We start from the raw sequence: 15,512 nt of genomic DNA, 5'->3' as shown, positions 1-15,512 counted from the left end.
TGGCGCGGCCCCGGCGCGGCGGCGCCGGCCGGGCCGGGTCTCGTAGGGAGGTGGGAGCCGTGCCCCCGTGCGGCGACCGGGCCTTCGGCGCCCGTGCCCGGGGCGGCCGCCCGGCGGCGGCCGCCTCCCGCACGGAACCCGCCGGGCCGCGTGTCCTTCTCCCGGAGCCCGGCCTCCTCGTCCAGGAGAGCCGGAGTCGGTGGTGTCACGGCTCTCATGGGGGCCGGTCGGGACGGGAGAAGCCGGCGGCCGATCGATGAGGGGGACGGACACACCGGCCGCCGGCGTTGTCAGCGCCCGGCTCCCGCCGACCGCTGTGCGACTCCCTCACGGGTTGTGTCCTTCGCGTACCCGCCCGATGCGCGGACACTCATCCGGACGGCGGGCGAAGGACGCCGGCCGCGGGCGAGGGCGCGCCCGCCGGCGGCGTACCACTGGACGGCGAGGACGAGGGCCAGGGCGATCTCCACCAGGTCGCCGCCGTAGTACATCAGCCGGGCGCCGGTGCGCAGGTCGGCCGGGGCGAAGCCGGTGCCGGGCGGGGGCGAGGCCCAGAGGGACTTGGCGAGCACGGCGTGCGCGGCCCCGGCGCCCAGCAGCGCGGCGCCGCGCGGGAGGAGGCCCCAGCGGCGGCGCACCGGGTCGAGCCGGCAGACGGCGAAGGTGAACAGCAGCCCCGCGGCCAGGACATGGAGGTGCACCGCGGCGTCCAGCACGGGCCGGCCGTGGACGGCGGCCCACAGCGGCGTGCGGTACAGCAGCCACAGACCGCCCACGTCGAGCACGGCCGCCACCGGCGGGCAGACCAGCCACCCGGCGGGCCGGGAGTGCGCCGCGGCCAGCAGGGTGCGCCGTACCGGGCCGGGGCGGAGCAGCCGCAGCGCGAGGGTGAGCGGCCGGGCCAGGACCAGCAGCAGCGGGGCGGCCATGCCGACGGCCAGGTGCCGGGCCATGTGGGCGGTGAACGGACCGCCGGGCGGGGCGACGAGGGCGGCGGCGGCCAGGGCGGCGCCGCCGGCGGCGAAGCAGACGTCCCGTGCGGGTGGCCAGGCGTCGCCGCGGCGGCGCAGACGCGCGGCGGCGAGCAGGTAGACGGCGACCGCCGACAGCGCGGTCGCGGCGGCGGCCAGCGACGCCGGGCCGGGACCGGAGGGGTGGACGTGCGCCGGGGTCACCCGGCTGCTCCTGCCCGCCGGGGAGCGCGTCCCGCCCGCACGGCCAGGGCCGCGCCGATGCCCAGCAGCGCCAGGCCGGCGGCGTTCCAGGCGAGGTCGTAGGGGAGCAGGTCGACGCCGTAGCGGATCTGGTGGAGGCGCAGCACCTTGTGGTCGACGATGCCGTCGAAGAGCTGGAAGCCGCCCAGTCCGAGGAACAGTCCGGCCCGGGCGTGGGCGGGGGAGAGGGCGCCGCGCCGGCGCAGGTCGGCGTAGAGGGTGAATCCGGCGATCAGGCCCAGCAGTTCGGCGGTGTGCAGCAGGCCGTCGGCGAACAGGCCGACCGCGGGGGTGGAGCGGTCGTAGAAGTGGTGCCAGTTCAGGAGCTGGTGGAAGACGATCTCGTCGACGGCGGCCATGACCGCCGCGCCGATCAGCGCGCAGACCGCCGCCGAACGCCGGGGCAGGGGCCGGGGGTGGGACGGTGGGGAGGCGGGCCGCTCGCCGGCCGGTCCGGTCATGGTGTCTGTCGCCCTTTCCGGGAGGGGTCGTGTCGCGTCCGGTACGCGTACCCGCATCCCGGAGGGGAACGATCCGGGGCTCCGGGCGGTCGGGTGGCCGGAATCGCCGGCGGCGGCCGTCCGGGGCACCCGCGCCGGGAGGGGGCGGCGGACGCCGGGAGCCCCGACGGACACCAGTGGACACCTGAGCAAGACGGGAGAAACCGGAAGGGCACGGGGTGAACCGGGATGAGCAGAGCGGCCCGGGAGCGCGCCTTTCTTACCGGAAAGAATTCGGAACTTCCACGGTTAATGAACCTTGCGGTGTGACGTATATCCGCCGACTGTCCTCATCTGCTCCCCCGTCAAAGGGGCTTGAAGGGGAGTTGGCGGAAAAGTTCTCCGGAATTTTTCCGGAAGGAAGCGTTGACGGCGTATCAGGGCGGGCCCATACTCCATAGCGATCGTTGCCGATCGCCATGGACCTGCCATCCATCACCCCCACGCCGGACGGCAGGCCGCAGAGCCGCGAATGGCACATCCACCCGCCGGACGCCCCTGTCCGCGCGGGTCACGGACGAAGGGAAAGCAATGATCGACACCCCCCACGCCGCCGAGCGGCCCAGACCGCCGCGGAAGCGCACGCGGTCCGCGCTGCGCAACGCGCTGGCGCTGGGCGCCACGGTGGCCATGGCCGCGGCCGGCACCCTCACGGCGCTGACCGGCACGGCCAACGCCGCCTCCACCCTCGGTGCGGCGGCGGCGGAGAAGGGCCGCTACTTCGGCACCGCGGTGGCGGCCAACCGACTGGGCGAGTCGGACTACGTCACCACCCTCAACCGGGAGTTCAACTCCATCACGGCCGAGAACGAGATGAAGTGGGACGCCCTGGAGCCGTCCCGCAACTCGTTCAACTTCTCCACCGCCGACCGGATCGCCAACCACGCCCGCAGCCAGGGCATGAAGCTGCGGGGCCACACCCTGGTGTGGCACTCCCAGCTCCCGAGCTGGGTCGGCAGCCTGGGCAGCGCCTCCGAGGTCCGCTCGGCGATGAACAACCACATCAACCAGGTGATGGGCCGCTACAAGGGTCAGGTCCACTCCTGGGACGTGGTCAACGAGGCGTTCGAGGACGGTTCCAGCGGCGCCCGCCGCAACTCCGTCTTCCAGCAGCGCCTGGGCAACGGCTACATCGAGGAGGCCTTCCGCACCGCGCGGGCGGCCGACCCGGACGCCAAGCTCTGCTACAACGACTACAACACCGACAACTGGAGCCACGCCAAGACCCAGGCCGTGTACAACATGGTCAAGGACTTCAAGGCCCGCGGCGTGCCCATCGACTGCGTCGGCTTCCAGGCCCACTTCAACAGCGGCAACCCCGTCCCCTCCAACTACCACACCACCCTGCAGAACTTCGCCGACCTCGGGGTGGACGTCCAGATCACCGAGCTGGACATCGAGGGCTCCGGCACCTCCCAGGCCGAGCAGTACCGCGGCGTGGTCCAGGCCTGCCTGGCGGTCTCCCGCTGCACCGGCATCACCGTCTGGGGCGTGACCGACAAGTACTCCTGGCGCTCCTCCGGCACCCCGCTGCTGTTCGACGGCAACTACAACAAGAAGCCCGCCTACGACGCGGTCCTCGCCGCCCTCGGCGGCTCCTCCTCCGGAGGCGGCACGGGCGGCGGCACCGGAGGCGGCGGCACCGCCGCCTGCACCGTCACCTACGAGCAGACCGACCGCTGGGGCGACCGCTTCAACGGACGGGTCACCGTCAAGGCCGGCAGCAGCGCCATCAGCAACTGGTCGGTGACGGTCACCGTCACCCCGCCGCAGAAGATCTCCAGCACCTGGAACGGCACCCCGTCCTGGGACTCCAGCGGCAACGTGATGACCATGAGGCCGAACGGCAACGCCACCCTGGCGGCCGGGTCCTCCACCAGCTTCGGCTTCACCGTGATGGCCAACGGCAACTGGACCGCCCCGCGCCTGGGCGCCTGCACCGCCTCGTAACCCCTTCTCCCGGATCACATCCGACCCTCCCCCCACACCCGGTGGCGTGGCGGCCCGCGGCCGCCGCGCCACCGGCGCGTCCGCACCGCCGCGCCGGGGGAACGGAGGGAAGAGGCGTTCGTCCGCCAGGGCGACGCCGTGTGCGAATGCCCGGGGAACCGCCCCGCAACGGGGGCGGCGAGGCGGCCGTCCCGGCCCGCCGGCCCCTCAGTGCCCCGGGCCGGCGTAGCGGGGGGCGAGGCCGGGACCCGACCCCTCGCGGATCGCCAGCTCGGCCGCGCGCAGCCGCTCCAGCGCCTCCGGCTCGGCCAGGCCGGGCACGCACACCACCTCGCCGGAGCGCAGGGCCGCGAGGGAGGCGGTCACCACGTCCTCGGGAGGCATGCCGCCCTCGCCGTGCACCCGCTCCTCGTGCCCGGGCACCGGCTCCGCCCCCCGGGTGAGGTGGAACTCGGTGGCCGTCAGGCCGGGGCAGAGCACCTGCACGGCCACCGGTGTGCCCGTCAGCTCGGCGGCGAGCGTCCGGGTGAAGGCCACCACGTAGCCCTTGGTGCCGCCGTAGACGGCCCGGTGGGGCAGCGGGTCGGGCGGCAGCGAGCCGGCGAAGGCCAGCAGCGACGCCACGTTGACCACCGCGCCACGCCCGCGGTCCAGCATTCCCGGCACGGCCGCCCGGGTCAGGACGGTCGGGGCCGTCACGTTGACCGCCAGTACCCGGGCCAGCAGTTCCGGCTCGGTACGGGCGAACGGGCCGTAGCCGTTGATGCCCGCGTTGTTCACCAGCAGGGCCGTGTCCGGCGCGGCGACCCGTTCGGCCACCCGGGCCAGGTCCTCGTCCCGGCCCAGGTCCGCGGTGAGCGTCTCGACCTCGGCCGGGGTCTCGGCGCGCAGCCGGGCGGCCAGGTCCTCCAGCCGCCGGGCGCGCCGCGCCACGAGCACCAGGCGCAGGCCGTGTCCGGCGAGTCTGCGGGCGTAGGCCGCGCCGATGCCGGAGGAGGCACCGGTGACCACGGCGGTTCCGGTCGTGGCGGAGGGATCGAAAGCCATGCCCCCATGGTGCACGGGCAGTGCCCCGGACGCCTCCCGGGACCGGGACCGGGGCCGTGCCGCACCGGCGCCGTCAGCTGTTCAGACCGGCCCGGGCCGCGGCATCGCCGTGGTCCTCGGGCCGGGGGCCGAGCCACTCGCACAGCAGCACGGTGGCGTCGTCCAGGAGCCGGCCGCCGTGGTGGTCGAGCACGGAACCCACCACGCGCCGCAGGGTCTCGGGCACCGGCAGGCCGGAGGTGTGGTGCTGGACGAGGAAGTCCACGAAGCGGGCGAGGCCGAACTCCCGGTCGCCCGGGCCCCGGGCCTCGACGATGCCGTCGGTGTAGAACACGACGCGGTCGCCCGGCTCCAGCTGCTCGCGGCAGAGCGTGCTCCTCAGCCCCAGGCCCGTGCCCATGGGATGGGCGGGCGGGCAGCGCAGCAGGGTGCTCCAGCGCTTGCCGCGGATGACGACCGGAGGATGGTGGCCGCGGTTGACCCAGCTGAACACGCCCGTGCGGGTGTCCAGTTCGGCCAGGACCCCGGTGGCGTAGCGGGTGTGGCCGAACTGCTCGATCAGCAGTTCCTCGACGGCCTCGCCGGTCTCGACGAGGCCGCCGCCCTGGCGGCGGCGGTTCCGGGAGGCGGCCACGGCCAGGTTGGCGGTGAGACCGGCGGCGGTGTCGTGCCCCATGGCGTCGAAGACCGACAGGTGCACCACGGGACCGGCGAGCGCGTAGTCGAAGGCGTCGCCGCTGATCCGGTACGCCGGTTCCATGGCGGCGCCGATCACCACCCGGCCGTCGGCGTAGGTCCTGGACGGCATCAGGTGCCACTGCATCTCGGCGGCCGGGTTCATCTCCGCGGTGCGCACCAGGCGGGAGTGGGAGTCGCTGAGGGGCGCCTTGCTGGCCAGGACGAGAGCCACCAGGGAGGCCAGTTGCTGCATGTCGTCGCGGGTGCGGTCGTCGTCGGTGGCGGTGGTGACGCGCAGCAGGCCCATGCGCTCGGTGCCGTCCAGCAGCGGCACCCACCAGCGGTACCCCTCAGGTCCGGCCCCGGAGACGGGGAGGACCTGCCCGTACTGGTAGGCCCGTCCCGGTACGGTGCCCTCGATCCTCAGCTCCGCCTCGTCGCCGTCCGCGCCCTGCCCGGCGTCCGGCCCGGATCCGGTCAGCAGGCGCAGCACGCGCTCCTGCAGGTCGGCCAGGTAGATCCGCACGTCGTGGAGCCCCGCGACCGCCGCGTGGTCGGCGACGGCGGTCGGCACGAGTTCCAGGGGCATCAGATGGCTGTCGGCCAGCAGGCCCGCGAGCATCTGCCGACTGCGGAGGTACCGCTCCGGCACAGTGGCTCCTTCCCGGCGGGCAGCTCGACGGGGAACCGGACCGGCGCGGCCGGCGGCTCCGCGCGCCCTGTGCGGCGCGGTGCCGGGTCACGGCACCCGCACGGCCCGCCCGTACGGTGTGTCGTTCCGGTGCCGTGTGGTCCGCCGACGGCCGGAGGGACGGGGGAATCCGCCGGCCGCCGACGGGGTGCGGCCGGGTGCCGGTCTGCGACTCCACCTGTTGGCCACCCGGGCGCATCTCCCCGTCTACCCCGCCCGGGGCGGTGCAAGCCTGCCGGGGACGGCGGCCCCGGCCCGATTCCCCCGCCCGCCCGTGAGGACCCCCGCGGCGGCACGGGCGAGGGCGTCCGCGCGGGACTCCGGCGTGCGGCCGAAATCGGTGGGACGGCCGCCGAGCCCGAAGCGAGCACGCCGACCGGGAGGGAGCGACGGCCCGCGGGGGAATTGCGGGTGCGACGGCGAGACGCGGCTGCGAGGATGCCCCGTCATGGAGACCGACGATCTCGTCATCCGCCGTGCGACCGGCCGGGACGCGTCCGCAGTGGCCGGGGTGTGGCTGCGGTCCTTCGCCGCGGCCCTCCCCGGCGTGCGCCGGGCCCACACCGACCGGCAGGTGAGGGAGTGGTTCCGGGACGTGGTGGTGCCGGACCGGGAGACCTGGGTGGCGACCGCGGAGGGCGCGGTCGTCGGGATGATGGTGCTCGACGGCGGGAAGGTGGAACAGCTCTACCTCGACCCGTCCTGGCGGGGCCGGGGCCTCGGCGACCGCTTCGTCGCCCTGGCCAAACGGCGGAGCCCGGACGGGCTGGAGCTGTGGACGTTCCAGGTCAACGGACCGGCCCGGCGGTTCTACGAGCGGCACGGCTTCCGCGCGGTCGAGCACACCGACGGCAGCCTCAACGAGGAGCGCGAACCCGACGTCCGGTACGTGTGGAGGCCGGGGACGGGGGAGCGGACGTCCTCGGGGCACGGCGCCTGACGGCCGCCGGGAGCGCGCCGCGGCGGGGAGGCCCGCCCCGCCCGGCACCCGGCCCGCGCGGGGCGGGGGAGCCGGCCCTGACGGGAGAAGACTCCCCGTCAGGGCCGGCGCTTCCGAGCCGGGTTCCTGAGCCGGGTTCCTGAGCCGGAGCCCTGAGCCGGGCCCCGGCGGGACCGCCCCCGCGGTGGCTCCTCCCACATGGCCGGGGAACCCCGTCCCGCCGTCACATCGACCTGATTCTCAGGTACCTCCGCAGCGCCGGCAGCTCGGCCGCCGCCGCCGCGGCCGCGGCGGCGACCAGGACGCCCACGGCGACACGCACCACGGCCGCGGGGACGAAGACGCCGTTCCTCACCGGGAACCCACCTCCTCCACGGCCAGCAGCTCCTCCACCAGGGACTCGACCAGGGCGACGGCCTCGCCGACCGCACGCCGGACGGGTTCGCTCAGCCCGACGGCCGCCTCCGGCTCGTCGCCGCGCATCCGCACCAGCGGCTCGCAGCCGACGACCAGGACGCGCGGCAGCGGGGCGTCGCCCAACTGCCGCGCCAGAGCCAGAACTCCGACCGGATCCATGGCGTGCGCCTCGGGAGCGCCCCGGTGGGCGTCGAACGCGCCGAGATCCGGTTCGATCACCGAGAGCGTGCCGGGCGGCCTGCCGTGCGGGGCGGCGTCGACGAGCAGGACGGTGCCGTACCCGTCCAGCAGCCGGTACGCCAGGTCCATCCCGCGGATGCCGAAGTCCGCGACGTGGACGCCCTCGGGCGGCGTCCGCCGCAGCAGCGCGGCGGCCACCTCCGGCCCGAAACCGTCGTCGGCGAGGAAGACGTTGCCGATCCCGGCCACCAGGATCCGCGCGCGGGCCGGGCCGGGCCGGCGCCGGCGGGCGGCCCGGCCGGCTCCAGCTCTGCGGGGGAGAAGAAGCGGTGGCCGATCCGCCCGCTCGCCCCGGGATCGCGCCCGGGATCGTCGTCCGGGCCGACCGCGACGTGGACCCGGCCCTCGAAGTCCTCCTCGACGGCGGCGATCTCGGCGGCGCGCCCGGTGAGCGCGAGGTCGAGGACGCCGGCGCCGCGGAGGGGCCTCAGCCGTACGCGGTCGCCCTGGCCCAGCGGGAGCCCGCCGACCGTCACCGTGCGGTTCACATCCCCTCCTCGAGCGGCCGGAACTCGCGGATGGTGCCGTGCAGCGCGAGGAGTTCGTCCGGGCCGAGCCGTGCGCAGCGGTCCAGGATCTCCCGGGCCAGGGGGTCGCAGGCCCGCGCCTCCCGCTGCTCCTCCTCCGTCAGGCTCAGGACGCCCAGGACGAGCAGCCGGTCGATCTCCGTGCCGTCGAAGAGGTCCCCGGGGCTCTCCGGGGCCACCTCGGGGAAGTCGTACAGGGTGACGGGGGAGGAGAGCACCGTGCGGGACCCCGACCAGTCGGCGGCTTCGCCGGAACCGGTCCCGTCGGCGGCGTCGGCAGTGCCGGTGCGGTCGGCGCTGTCAGCGCCGCCGGTGTCGTCGGCGTCGTCGTCGTCCACGAGGACCGGCCAGGTGCCCTGGTTCTCGCAGGCCGCGGCGGCCTCCCACAGGCCCTCCGGCGGATCGATGAGCGAGACGAAACGCCCCTCGGAGCAGTGCAGCACCGTATGGGTGGAGACGAAGGCGTACGCGCACGCCTCCTCCCGGGCGCCCAGGGCGGAGGGGCCCGGCAGCGGGCACGGCGTGGTGTTCACGATGCCCACGGACAGCCGGTACACGCTCTCCGCGACGGGCTCGGCGCTGATCTCCACGGTGCCGCGCAGCGCGTTCCACCGGCGCACCAGGGCGCCGACGGCGCGCCCCGAGCCGTCCTCGATCGGCTCGCGGTCGGCGCCCGCCGGAACGTCCACGGCGGTCCGCGCGGGGCGGGAGAGGACGGAGCCCAGCGTCACGGGGAGGCAGAACTCCCGCTCGGTCGCCTCCTGCCACGCCGGGTACCGCCGCCCGTCCACGGTCAGGTCGTCGACGGCCTCGGGGCCGTTCGGCCCCTCGCGCACCACGCCGCGGTCCACGACGTGCAGGAACCGCACGCGCACCGTCACCCCGGCGGTCTCCGCGGGACGGCCCGCGGTGTCCACCAGCACCTGGGTGCGCATCCGGTGCGGCTCGCCGAGCGCGGCGGCGCAGGAGCGGGGGAAGATCCCGCCGAAGGTCCATCGTTTGGTGTTCTTCAGCGCGGACCTGCGGTACGGCCACAGCAGGTAGCCCTCGTAGAGGCAGGTGCGCACGATCTTCTCGACCCTGTCCGGGCACCGCGCCGCCTTCCGGCGTTCCGCCCGTCTCGTCTCGTCCATGGTGCTCCGGTGGTCTTAGGAGTTCTCCAGGGGTCCGGAGAGCTCGGGAGTGGGGTCTTCCGCCCGGTCCAGCAGGCTGCCGACGGTGTCGTCCCAGGTGCCGAACACCTGACGGAGCCGGTAGGCGTCGAGCCGTTCGTAGGTGTCCCGGGACAGCCGCAGCCAGGGGCTGCCCGCGTAGTAGCGGTCGATCAGGTCGTGCCACAGCCCGGCGGGCAGCCGGTAGCGGGCGTCCTCGGCCCAGGAGATCTGGGCCGTGCTCAGCCGGCCGTCCGGAGCCTGGAAGAAGACGGTGCCGCTGAAGAGGAAGTCCAGGGGCACCTCCCCGTCGCGGACGGCGTACAGGTACTTGGTGACGGCCAGCTCGGCGTCGCCGGGACACGGCACGGTCAGGGTGACGGCGGTGGCGTCCGTGAACGGGGGCACCACCACGGTGGTCCGGGTCCAGGCCAGGGGGCGCAGGGTGGTGCCCCACCGCTCCGGGGCGCCGAACAGTCCGGCCAGGGCGTGCCGCGTCCGGTCGTCGTAGCGGCGGCGGGCTACGTCGATCCGGACCGAGGCCGCCAGGCTGACCGAGCGGACGGGGCCGCCGCCGGTCCGGGTGATGCCCAGGTCGAACCGGAGGGTGGGCACCGCGGCGAAGCGCTCCGGCCGCGCGCCGGTGACGGCGAAGGAGAGCGACGGGACGGTGTGCCGGGCCGGCCCGCCGTCCGGCGCGGTGTGCGGGGCGGTCACGACGGGGAGAGGTTCGGCATGCCGGGCATGATCGGATCGCGGCGCCCGGCGTCGATGCCGGCCGAACGGCGCGCGGTGGAGCGGTCGTCGGGCAGGAGCCCGGCGGACTTCCGGTGGGAGCCCGGCTGGTTGCCCTGCCTGATGCCCCTGACATGGGCGGCCCTGTCGGGCCGCACCCGGGGCTTTCCTGCCCTGATGCCGGTCATGGAGCCTCCTTCGGATTCCGGGTCGGGAACCGGTGGGGGACGGTTCGGTGGGGAAGGCCGCCCGGCGGCGGCCCGTCGGCCGGCGCTCCGCCGGCCGGTGTGCGGAAGAAGTCCTCGATGCGCCGCCGGACCCCGGACCCGCCGCCCGGCCCCTTCCAGTGCGTGCGCACCACGGCGGCCAGGCGGTGGCAGTCGTCCAGCGGGACGATCCAGTGCTCCCGCGCGTCCCGGGACCGGTCGACGAGCAGCGCCTCGACGTCGTCGGCCAGTGCCGCCAGGGCGGGGACGGCCTCCTCCGCCTCCCGCCGGCGGTCCGGGTCCACCGGGGAGCGCAGCAGCCCCAGCGGGCCGGGGCAGCAGGCCGTGACCTCGCCGGACCTCCCGCTGCGGACGAGGAACGCCAGGCCCACCGGTACGCCGAGGGACGCCCACAGCGCGTCGTCGATCGCGTTCCCGCCCAGCCGGACCCTGCGGCGCGGCAGCAGCCGGTAGTGGGCCCCGCCCGCCTCCCGCCGGTCGAACAGCAGGGAGCAGGCGCGGCAGGCGCAGGACACCGCGCCGGCGTGGAGGTCCAGCAGGTGGCGGTGGTCGGCGGGCAGGGGTTCGGGGCACAGGTCGCAGCGTTCCTCCCGCGGGCCGTCGGTGTCCCGCCCGCCGGGGCGGGCGGGACGGCGGGCGAGCCGCCGCAGGCGGGGCGCCGGGAAGGAGGCGGCCACCGCGCTCACCCGCCCGTCTCGGCGGCGGGCGCGGGCGGCGGAAGAGGGAGTCCGCGGGGATGAGCGCCGCGGGCGTCCGCGCCGGGACGGCCACCGCCTCCCGCACGGCCTCCTCCAGGGCCCGTGGCGAGGTGGAGCAGCCGGGTCCGCCGCGCACCCGGACCCGTGTCGCCGCCTCCGACAGCTCCACCAGTTCCACCCCGTCCCGCGCCAGGCCCTTCCGGCCGCGCACGTCCTCCAGGGCGTGGCGCACCCGGGTCTCCAGCGGGTCGGGATGGAGGTCGTGGACCAGCAGGAGGCGGCCGACGAGTTCGTCGTCCGCGAGGCGCCTCAGGAGGCGGTCCCCGTCCTGCTCCCCGCCGAGGAGGGCCGCGATCCGGGCCGGGCAGTCGCCGTAGAGGTCCACCAGGGCCCCGGCGGTCTCGGCAGCCAGGGCGGCCGCGGGGCCGTCCGGCAGCGACTCCGGGCCGGACAGCAGCTCCTCGGTCCGGGCCACCTGCGCGCGGGCGCGCTCGTCGTCCCAGGGCATGGCCCCTCCTCTCTAGGAGACCGCGCCGAAGGTCGGCGAGTGGTGCTGCCGGAGGGTGCGCCCGCCGCCGAGGTGCATGTGGACGCCGCACGGCAGGCAGGGGTCGAAGCTGCGCACGGTGCGCATGCTGTCGATGCCCTTGAAGTCGTCCGGCCCGTTCTCCTCGAAGATCGGGCAGCCCTGGACGGCGTCCTCGTACGGTCCGGGGGTGCCGTGGACGTCGCGGGGGCCGGCGTTCCAGGGGGTCGGCGGGTGCGGGTGGTAGTTGGCGATCTTCTTGTCGCGGATCACCGGGTGGTGGGAGAGCACGCCGCGCACCGCCTCGTGGAAGCCCACGCCGATGCCCTCCTCGGGCACCAGCCGGTCGATGCACTGGTCGAGGGTGATCGGCTCACCGGTGCGGGGATCGTTGTCCGTCGACGTCCAGTAGCCGTCCCCGTTGATGTTCTCGTCGGGGACGGACCCCTCGACGACGAGGACGAAGGGGCCCAGCTCGCCGTCGGCGGCCTGGTGGAAGGCGCGGGTGGAGTCCTCGCCGGTCTCGTGGGCCGGCACCTTGTTGTGCAGACGGACCCTGGGGATGCCGGGGACCGCACCGAGGACGACGTCCTCCAGGCTCGGCAGCGTCGCCGCGGTGACCGAGACCGTGTCGCCGTCGCAGCTCATGCCCTCCGAGGTCCGGAGGACGTGGACCTCGTCGACGCCGCTGGGGGCCGGTGCGTCGGTGCTCATGGCGGCTTCCTTCCTGCCTGCGGATCCGCGGAGGGGCGGGCCCCGGTGCGGCGCGGCGGCGTCCGGCGCCCGGCCGCCGCCGCTCCTCGGAGCCTGACATTTCCAACAAACCCCTACAACTCAAACGTTCGCCGCCGGGGGAGTGCCTCGGTCAGGTGCTCCGGCGTGCGCGCGGGTCCCTCCCCGCGGACGAAGGCCGAGCGCAGGGCGTGGTGCGGCTCGCCCGCCCGGAAGAGGCACCGGTGCGTCCGCGCCAGTTCCGTCGCCCGGTGGTCCCGCAGCGGCCGGACGGCCTCGTCGCGCTCGCGCGCCACCTTCTTCTCGCCGATCCGCGTCTGGAGGGACGGGTCGGCGGCCAGGCCGACCGCCATCCGGGCGACCTCGCGGAAGAAGTTCTCCGGGGCCACGGACAGCACCCGGTCCACCAGACCGGTGCGCAGGGCGGCGGTCGCGCCCACCGGCAGCGCCTGCCGGGTCAGCCGCTCCGCCTCCTCCGCGCCCACCCGGCGGGGCAGGGTGTAGGTCCAGTACTCCGATCCGTACAGCCCCATGAGCCGGTAGTGGGGGTTGAGCACCGTGCCCGTCCTGCACCACACCTCGTCCGCCGCCAGCGCCAGCATCGCCCCGCCGGCCGAGGCGTTGCCCCCCAGGGCCGAGACGACCAGCCGGTCGGTCGTGGTGAGGACCGCCTCCACCAGGTCGTCCATGGCGTGGAGGTTGGCCCAGGCCTCCTCGGCGGGGTCGTCCGCCGCCTCGATCAGGTTCAGGTCGATTCCGTTGGAGAAGAAGTCCCGGCAGGCGCCGAGCACCACCACCTGGGTCGGCCGGGAGCAGGCGAAGCGGTAGGCGTCCAGCAGGCGGCGGCACCGGTCGGTGCCCGTCGCACCGCCGGGGAAGGAGAAGCGCACGAAGCCCACCGGGCCGCTCTCCTCGTAGCGGATCTCGCTCCAGGTGAGGCGCCCGGCGGGGAGCCACAGCGGTACGGGCGCCTCGGGCACGCCCCGCAGCCGGTCGCCGAGGGCCAGGGCGGCGGGCAGCGTGAACGTCCCCGGACCTCCCGGCCGGGGCCGGGGCCGCAGCCGGGGGATCCACACCGCGCCGTCCGTCGTCGCCCGGCAGATCGCCCCGCACCGGGTGGCCAGCACCTCTCCGGGACGGCCGCGCAGCCGGTCCTCGTAGTGGCCGCCGTGCAGGTACCACTCGCCGCCCGCGAACTCGTCCAGCACACCGGGACGGGAGTCGGCGGCCCGCAGTTTCCGCAGCACCACCCGGGTGGGCTCGTTCTCCCAGTCGATGCGGCGCTCCTCCTGGCCGAGGCACGGGCGCGGACCCGGCCCGTCCTCCGGCCGCGGCCGGGGGGTGTAAGCCCCGGAGGCGAAGCGTCTGACGGCCAGCAGCACCGCCTCCACGGCGGCGTCGGCGACCTCGCCCCGGTACAGGTCGCTCTTGCCGACCTGCTGCGGCACGGAGAAGGGGGCCGACGCCCAGACGGGACCCGTGTCCGGCTCCTCCCCGGCCTGGAACACGGTCACCCCCCACTGCCCGGCGCCGTCCTGCAGCGCCCGGTCCAGCGACGAGGGGCCGCGGTCGCCGGGCGGCCCGGGGTGCACCACCAGGCAGGTGCGGGCGGACCACACCTTCCGGGGGACGGCCGCCGTCGGCGTCGGGACGAGGACCAGATCGGGGGCGTGCCGCTCCACGGCCCCCCACCCGGAGCCGTCCCCGGGCACGAGTTCCACGGAGACCGCGTGGCCGCGCTCCTCCAACTCCACCAGGACCCGCTGGGTCAGACTGTTGAACGCGCTCGCCACGAGCAGGATCCGCATGAGGCCTCCCGGACCGTTGGACCGTTGCCGTCGTCTGTGGGCCGTGATCCTGACCCACCGGACCCGCGGACCGGGCCGTGACGCGCTCGGTTCCCCGCGGGCTTGCGCTGTCCGGGGGAACTCGGCTCCGGTGCGGCGGCGGAGCGCGGGGGCGTCCCGGGGCGCTGGCTAGCGTGGCGCCCCATGCACGAGCTGTCGATCGCCCTCGCCGTCGTCGAGGGCGCCGGGGAGGCCGCGCGCCGCCACGGCGCCGACGCGGTGGAGTCGGTGCGCCTGCGCGTCGGGGAGCTGTCGGGGGTGGTGGCGGACGCCCTGCGGTTCTCCTTCGAGGTGGCCGCCGCGGGCACCTCCCTCGCGGGTGCCGGGCTCCGCATCGAGGAGGTGGCCGCCCGCGCCCGCTGCCGGGCGTGCGCGGAGGAGTTCGCCCCGGGCGCACCGCCGCTGCTGTGGTGCCCGGAGTGCGGGGAGTCCGGGACGGAGCTGGTGGCCGGCCGGGAGCTGGAGATCGTCGGCGTGACGCTCCCGGAGGGTCGCCCGTGCCCCGGGAGCGGCGCGGCAGGGGGAGCGACAGGAGGAGAGGGCGTGATGTGCCGGATCGTCGACCTGAGACAGGCCGTACCGGCGAAGAACGACGGACTGGCGGCGGCGCTGCGGGAGGAGCTGGCCGGCCGCGGTGTCACCGCCGTCAACCTGCTGTCCAGCCCGGGCAGCGGCAAGACGGCCCTGCTGGAGCTGCTCCTGGCCCGGGCCGTGGAGCGCGGCCTGCCCGTCGCCGCGCTCACCGCCGACCTCGCCACGGAGAACGACGCGCGGCGGCTGGCCCGCTCCGGCGCGCCGGTCCGGCAGGTGCTGACCGGAGGACTCTGCCACCTGGAGGCGGACGGGCTCCGCGGCCACCTGGAGGGCTGGCTGCCGGACGGCACCCGGCTGCTGTTCGTGGAGAACGTGGGCAACCTGGTGTGCCCGGCCGCCTACGACCTGGGCGAGACGCTGCGGGTGGTGCTGATGTCGGTCACCGAGGGCGAGGACAAGCCGGCCAAGTACCCCATGGCCTTCGGCCTGGCGAACCTGGTCGTGCTCTCCAAGACGGACCTCGCCGGAGCCGCCGGCTTCGACGGGGACGCGTTCGCCGAGCACGTCGAGCGGGTCAACCCGGGGGTGGAGGTGCTGCGGACCTCGGCCCGCACCGGGGAGGGCGTCGGGGAACTGCTGGAGCGGATCACGGCCGTCGGCGCGGGGCGGCGGCCCCACCGGCCGCCGCTGGCCGGCCCGCACCTGCGCGGGTACCGGCACGGCCACGACCACGGACACGGCCGTGAGCAAGCGCACGACCACGGCCACGACCACGGACACGGGCACCGGCACGAACCCGCGCCGGGCGTCCTCCGACTCGAACCCGACACCGGCCTTCCGGTGCGGTGAACGGACACC

Annotated in this window: 14 protein-coding genes and 2 pseudogenes; 4 read left to right on the top strand and 12 right to left on the bottom strand. The window is 75.5% G+C overall.

Features of this window, described 5'->3' with window-relative positions:
- Positions 1–290 precede the first annotated feature (290 nt).
- Both ABD358_RS07955 and ABD358_RS07950 read right to left on the bottom strand, forming a co-directional pair.
- The gene (locus ABD358_RS07955; RefSeq protein WP_344630153.1) at positions 291–1,175 is read right to left on the bottom strand and encodes a cytochrome c oxidase assembly protein; all 885 of its coding nucleotides are present in this window, start codon (positions 1,173–1,175) and stop codon (positions 291–293) included.
- Entirely contained in the window at positions 1,172–1,675 is a 504-nt protein-coding gene (locus ABD358_RS07950; RefSeq protein ID WP_344630152.1) for a DUF2243 domain-containing protein, read from the bottom strand. The genes ABD358_RS07955 and ABD358_RS07950 overlap by 4 nt, the downstream gene beginning before the upstream one ends.
- A 570-nt stretch (positions 1,676–2,245) precedes the next feature.
- On the opposite strand from ABD358_RS07950, the gene ABD358_RS07945 reads away from it, so the two are divergent.
- Positions 2,246–3,664: a glycoside hydrolase family 10 protein gene (locus ABD358_RS07945; protein WP_425576269.1), complete on the top strand. Its 1,419-nt coding sequence runs from the start codon at positions 2,246–2,248 to the stop codon at positions 3,662–3,664.
- 207 nt (positions 3,665–3,871) lie between these two features.
- Here the strand turns inward: ABD358_RS07945 and ABD358_RS07940 are convergent, their stop codons facing one another.
- Positions 3,872–4,711 carry an SDR family NAD(P)-dependent oxidoreductase gene (locus ABD358_RS07940; protein ID WP_344630151.1) on the bottom strand — a complete coding sequence of 280 codons (840 nt, stop codon included), beginning with the start codon at positions 4,709–4,711 and terminating at the stop codon, positions 3,872–3,874.
- Positions 4,712–4,784: 73 nt separating this feature from the next.
- Positions 4,785–6,011: a PP2C family protein-serine/threonine phosphatase gene (locus ABD358_RS07935; protein ID WP_344630353.1), complete on the bottom strand. Its 1,227-nt coding sequence runs from the start codon at positions 6,009–6,011 to the stop codon at positions 4,785–4,787.
- A 517-nt stretch (positions 6,012–6,528) separates the two neighbouring features.
- Here ABD358_RS07935 and ABD358_RS07930 point away from each other — a divergent pair.
- Positions 6,529–7,020 (top strand): GNAT family N-acetyltransferase, encoded by a 492-nt coding sequence (locus tag ABD358_RS07930; protein ID WP_344630150.1) that lies wholly within the window; start codon positions 6,529–6,531, stop codon positions 7,018–7,020.
- 223 nt (positions 7,021–7,243) lie between these two features.
- On the opposite strand, the gene ABD358_RS07925 is transcribed toward ABD358_RS07930, so the two are convergent.
- The 8 genes and pseudogenes from ABD358_RS07925 to ABD358_RS07890 form a co-directional block, all read right to left on the bottom strand.
- On the bottom strand, positions 7,244–7,375 hold the full coding sequence (locus ABD358_RS07925; protein WP_344630149.1) for a DUF6893 family small protein: 132 nt from the start codon (positions 7,373–7,375) through the stop codon (positions 7,244–7,246).
- Positions 7,372–7,866 (bottom strand): hydrogenase maturation protease, encoded by a 495-nt coding sequence (locus ABD358_RS07920; RefSeq protein ID WP_344630148.1) that lies wholly within the window; start codon positions 7,864–7,866, stop codon positions 7,372–7,374. Before ABD358_RS07920 ends, ABD358_RS07925 begins: the two co-directional genes overlap by 4 nt.
- Positions 7,867–8,161: 295 nt before the next feature.
- Positions 8,162–9,337 carry a hypothetical protein gene (locus tag ABD358_RS07915; protein WP_344630147.1) on the bottom strand — a complete coding sequence of 392 codons (1,176 nt, stop codon included), beginning with the start codon at positions 9,335–9,337 and terminating at the stop codon, positions 8,162–8,164.
- Positions 9,338–9,352: 15 nt separating this feature from the next.
- The gene (locus ABD358_RS07910) at positions 9,353–10,072 is read right to left on the bottom strand and encodes a DUF6084 family protein (RefSeq protein WP_344630146.1); all 720 of its coding nucleotides are present in this window, start codon (positions 10,070–10,072) and stop codon (positions 9,353–9,355) included.
- Positions 10,069–10,278 (bottom strand): hypothetical protein, encoded by a 210-nt coding sequence (locus ABD358_RS07905; RefSeq protein WP_344630145.1) that lies wholly within the window; start codon positions 10,276–10,278, stop codon positions 10,069–10,071. The genes ABD358_RS07910 and ABD358_RS07905 overlap by 4 nt, the downstream gene beginning before the upstream one ends.
- Positions 10,275–11,003 carry a DUF5947 family protein gene (locus ABD358_RS07900; protein WP_344630144.1) on the bottom strand — a complete coding sequence of 243 codons (729 nt, stop codon included), beginning with the start codon at positions 11,001–11,003 and terminating at the stop codon, positions 10,275–10,277. The genes ABD358_RS07905 and ABD358_RS07900 overlap by 4 nt, the downstream gene beginning before the upstream one ends.
- A gap of 532 nt (positions 11,004–11,535) precedes the next feature.
- Positions 11,536–11,880 (bottom strand): annotated as a pseudogene (locus ABD358_RS07895) (nickel-dependent hydrogenase large subunit); the annotation flags it as partial.
- A 488-nt stretch (positions 11,881–12,368) separates the two neighbouring features.
- Entirely contained in the window at positions 12,369–14,081 is a 1,713-nt protein-coding gene (locus ABD358_RS07890; RefSeq protein ID WP_344630143.1) for an enoyl-CoA hydratase-related protein, read from the bottom strand.
- Between the two features lie 183 nt (positions 14,082–14,264).
- Here ABD358_RS07890 and hypA point away from each other — a divergent pair.
- Positions 14,265–14,624, top strand: a pseudogene (gene hypA, locus ABD358_RS07885) (hydrogenase maturation nickel metallochaperone HypA); the annotation flags it as partial.
- A gap of 42 nt (positions 14,625–14,666) precedes the next feature.
- The gene (gene hypB, locus ABD358_RS07880) at positions 14,667–15,503 is read left to right on the top strand and encodes a hydrogenase nickel incorporation protein HypB (RefSeq protein WP_344630352.1); all 837 of its coding nucleotides are present in this window, start codon (positions 14,667–14,669) and stop codon (positions 15,501–15,503) included.
- Positions 15,504–15,512 lie beyond the last annotated feature (9 nt).

The sequence above is a fragment of the Streptomyces glaucosporus genome, assembly GCF_039533345.1.
Taxonomy (GTDB): Bacteria; Actinomycetota; Actinomycetes; order Streptomycetales; family Streptomycetaceae; genus Streptomyces; species Streptomyces glaucosporus.
The sequence above is the reverse complement of the archived record's forward strand: the minus strand, read 5'-3'. Positions and strand labels throughout refer to the sequence as shown.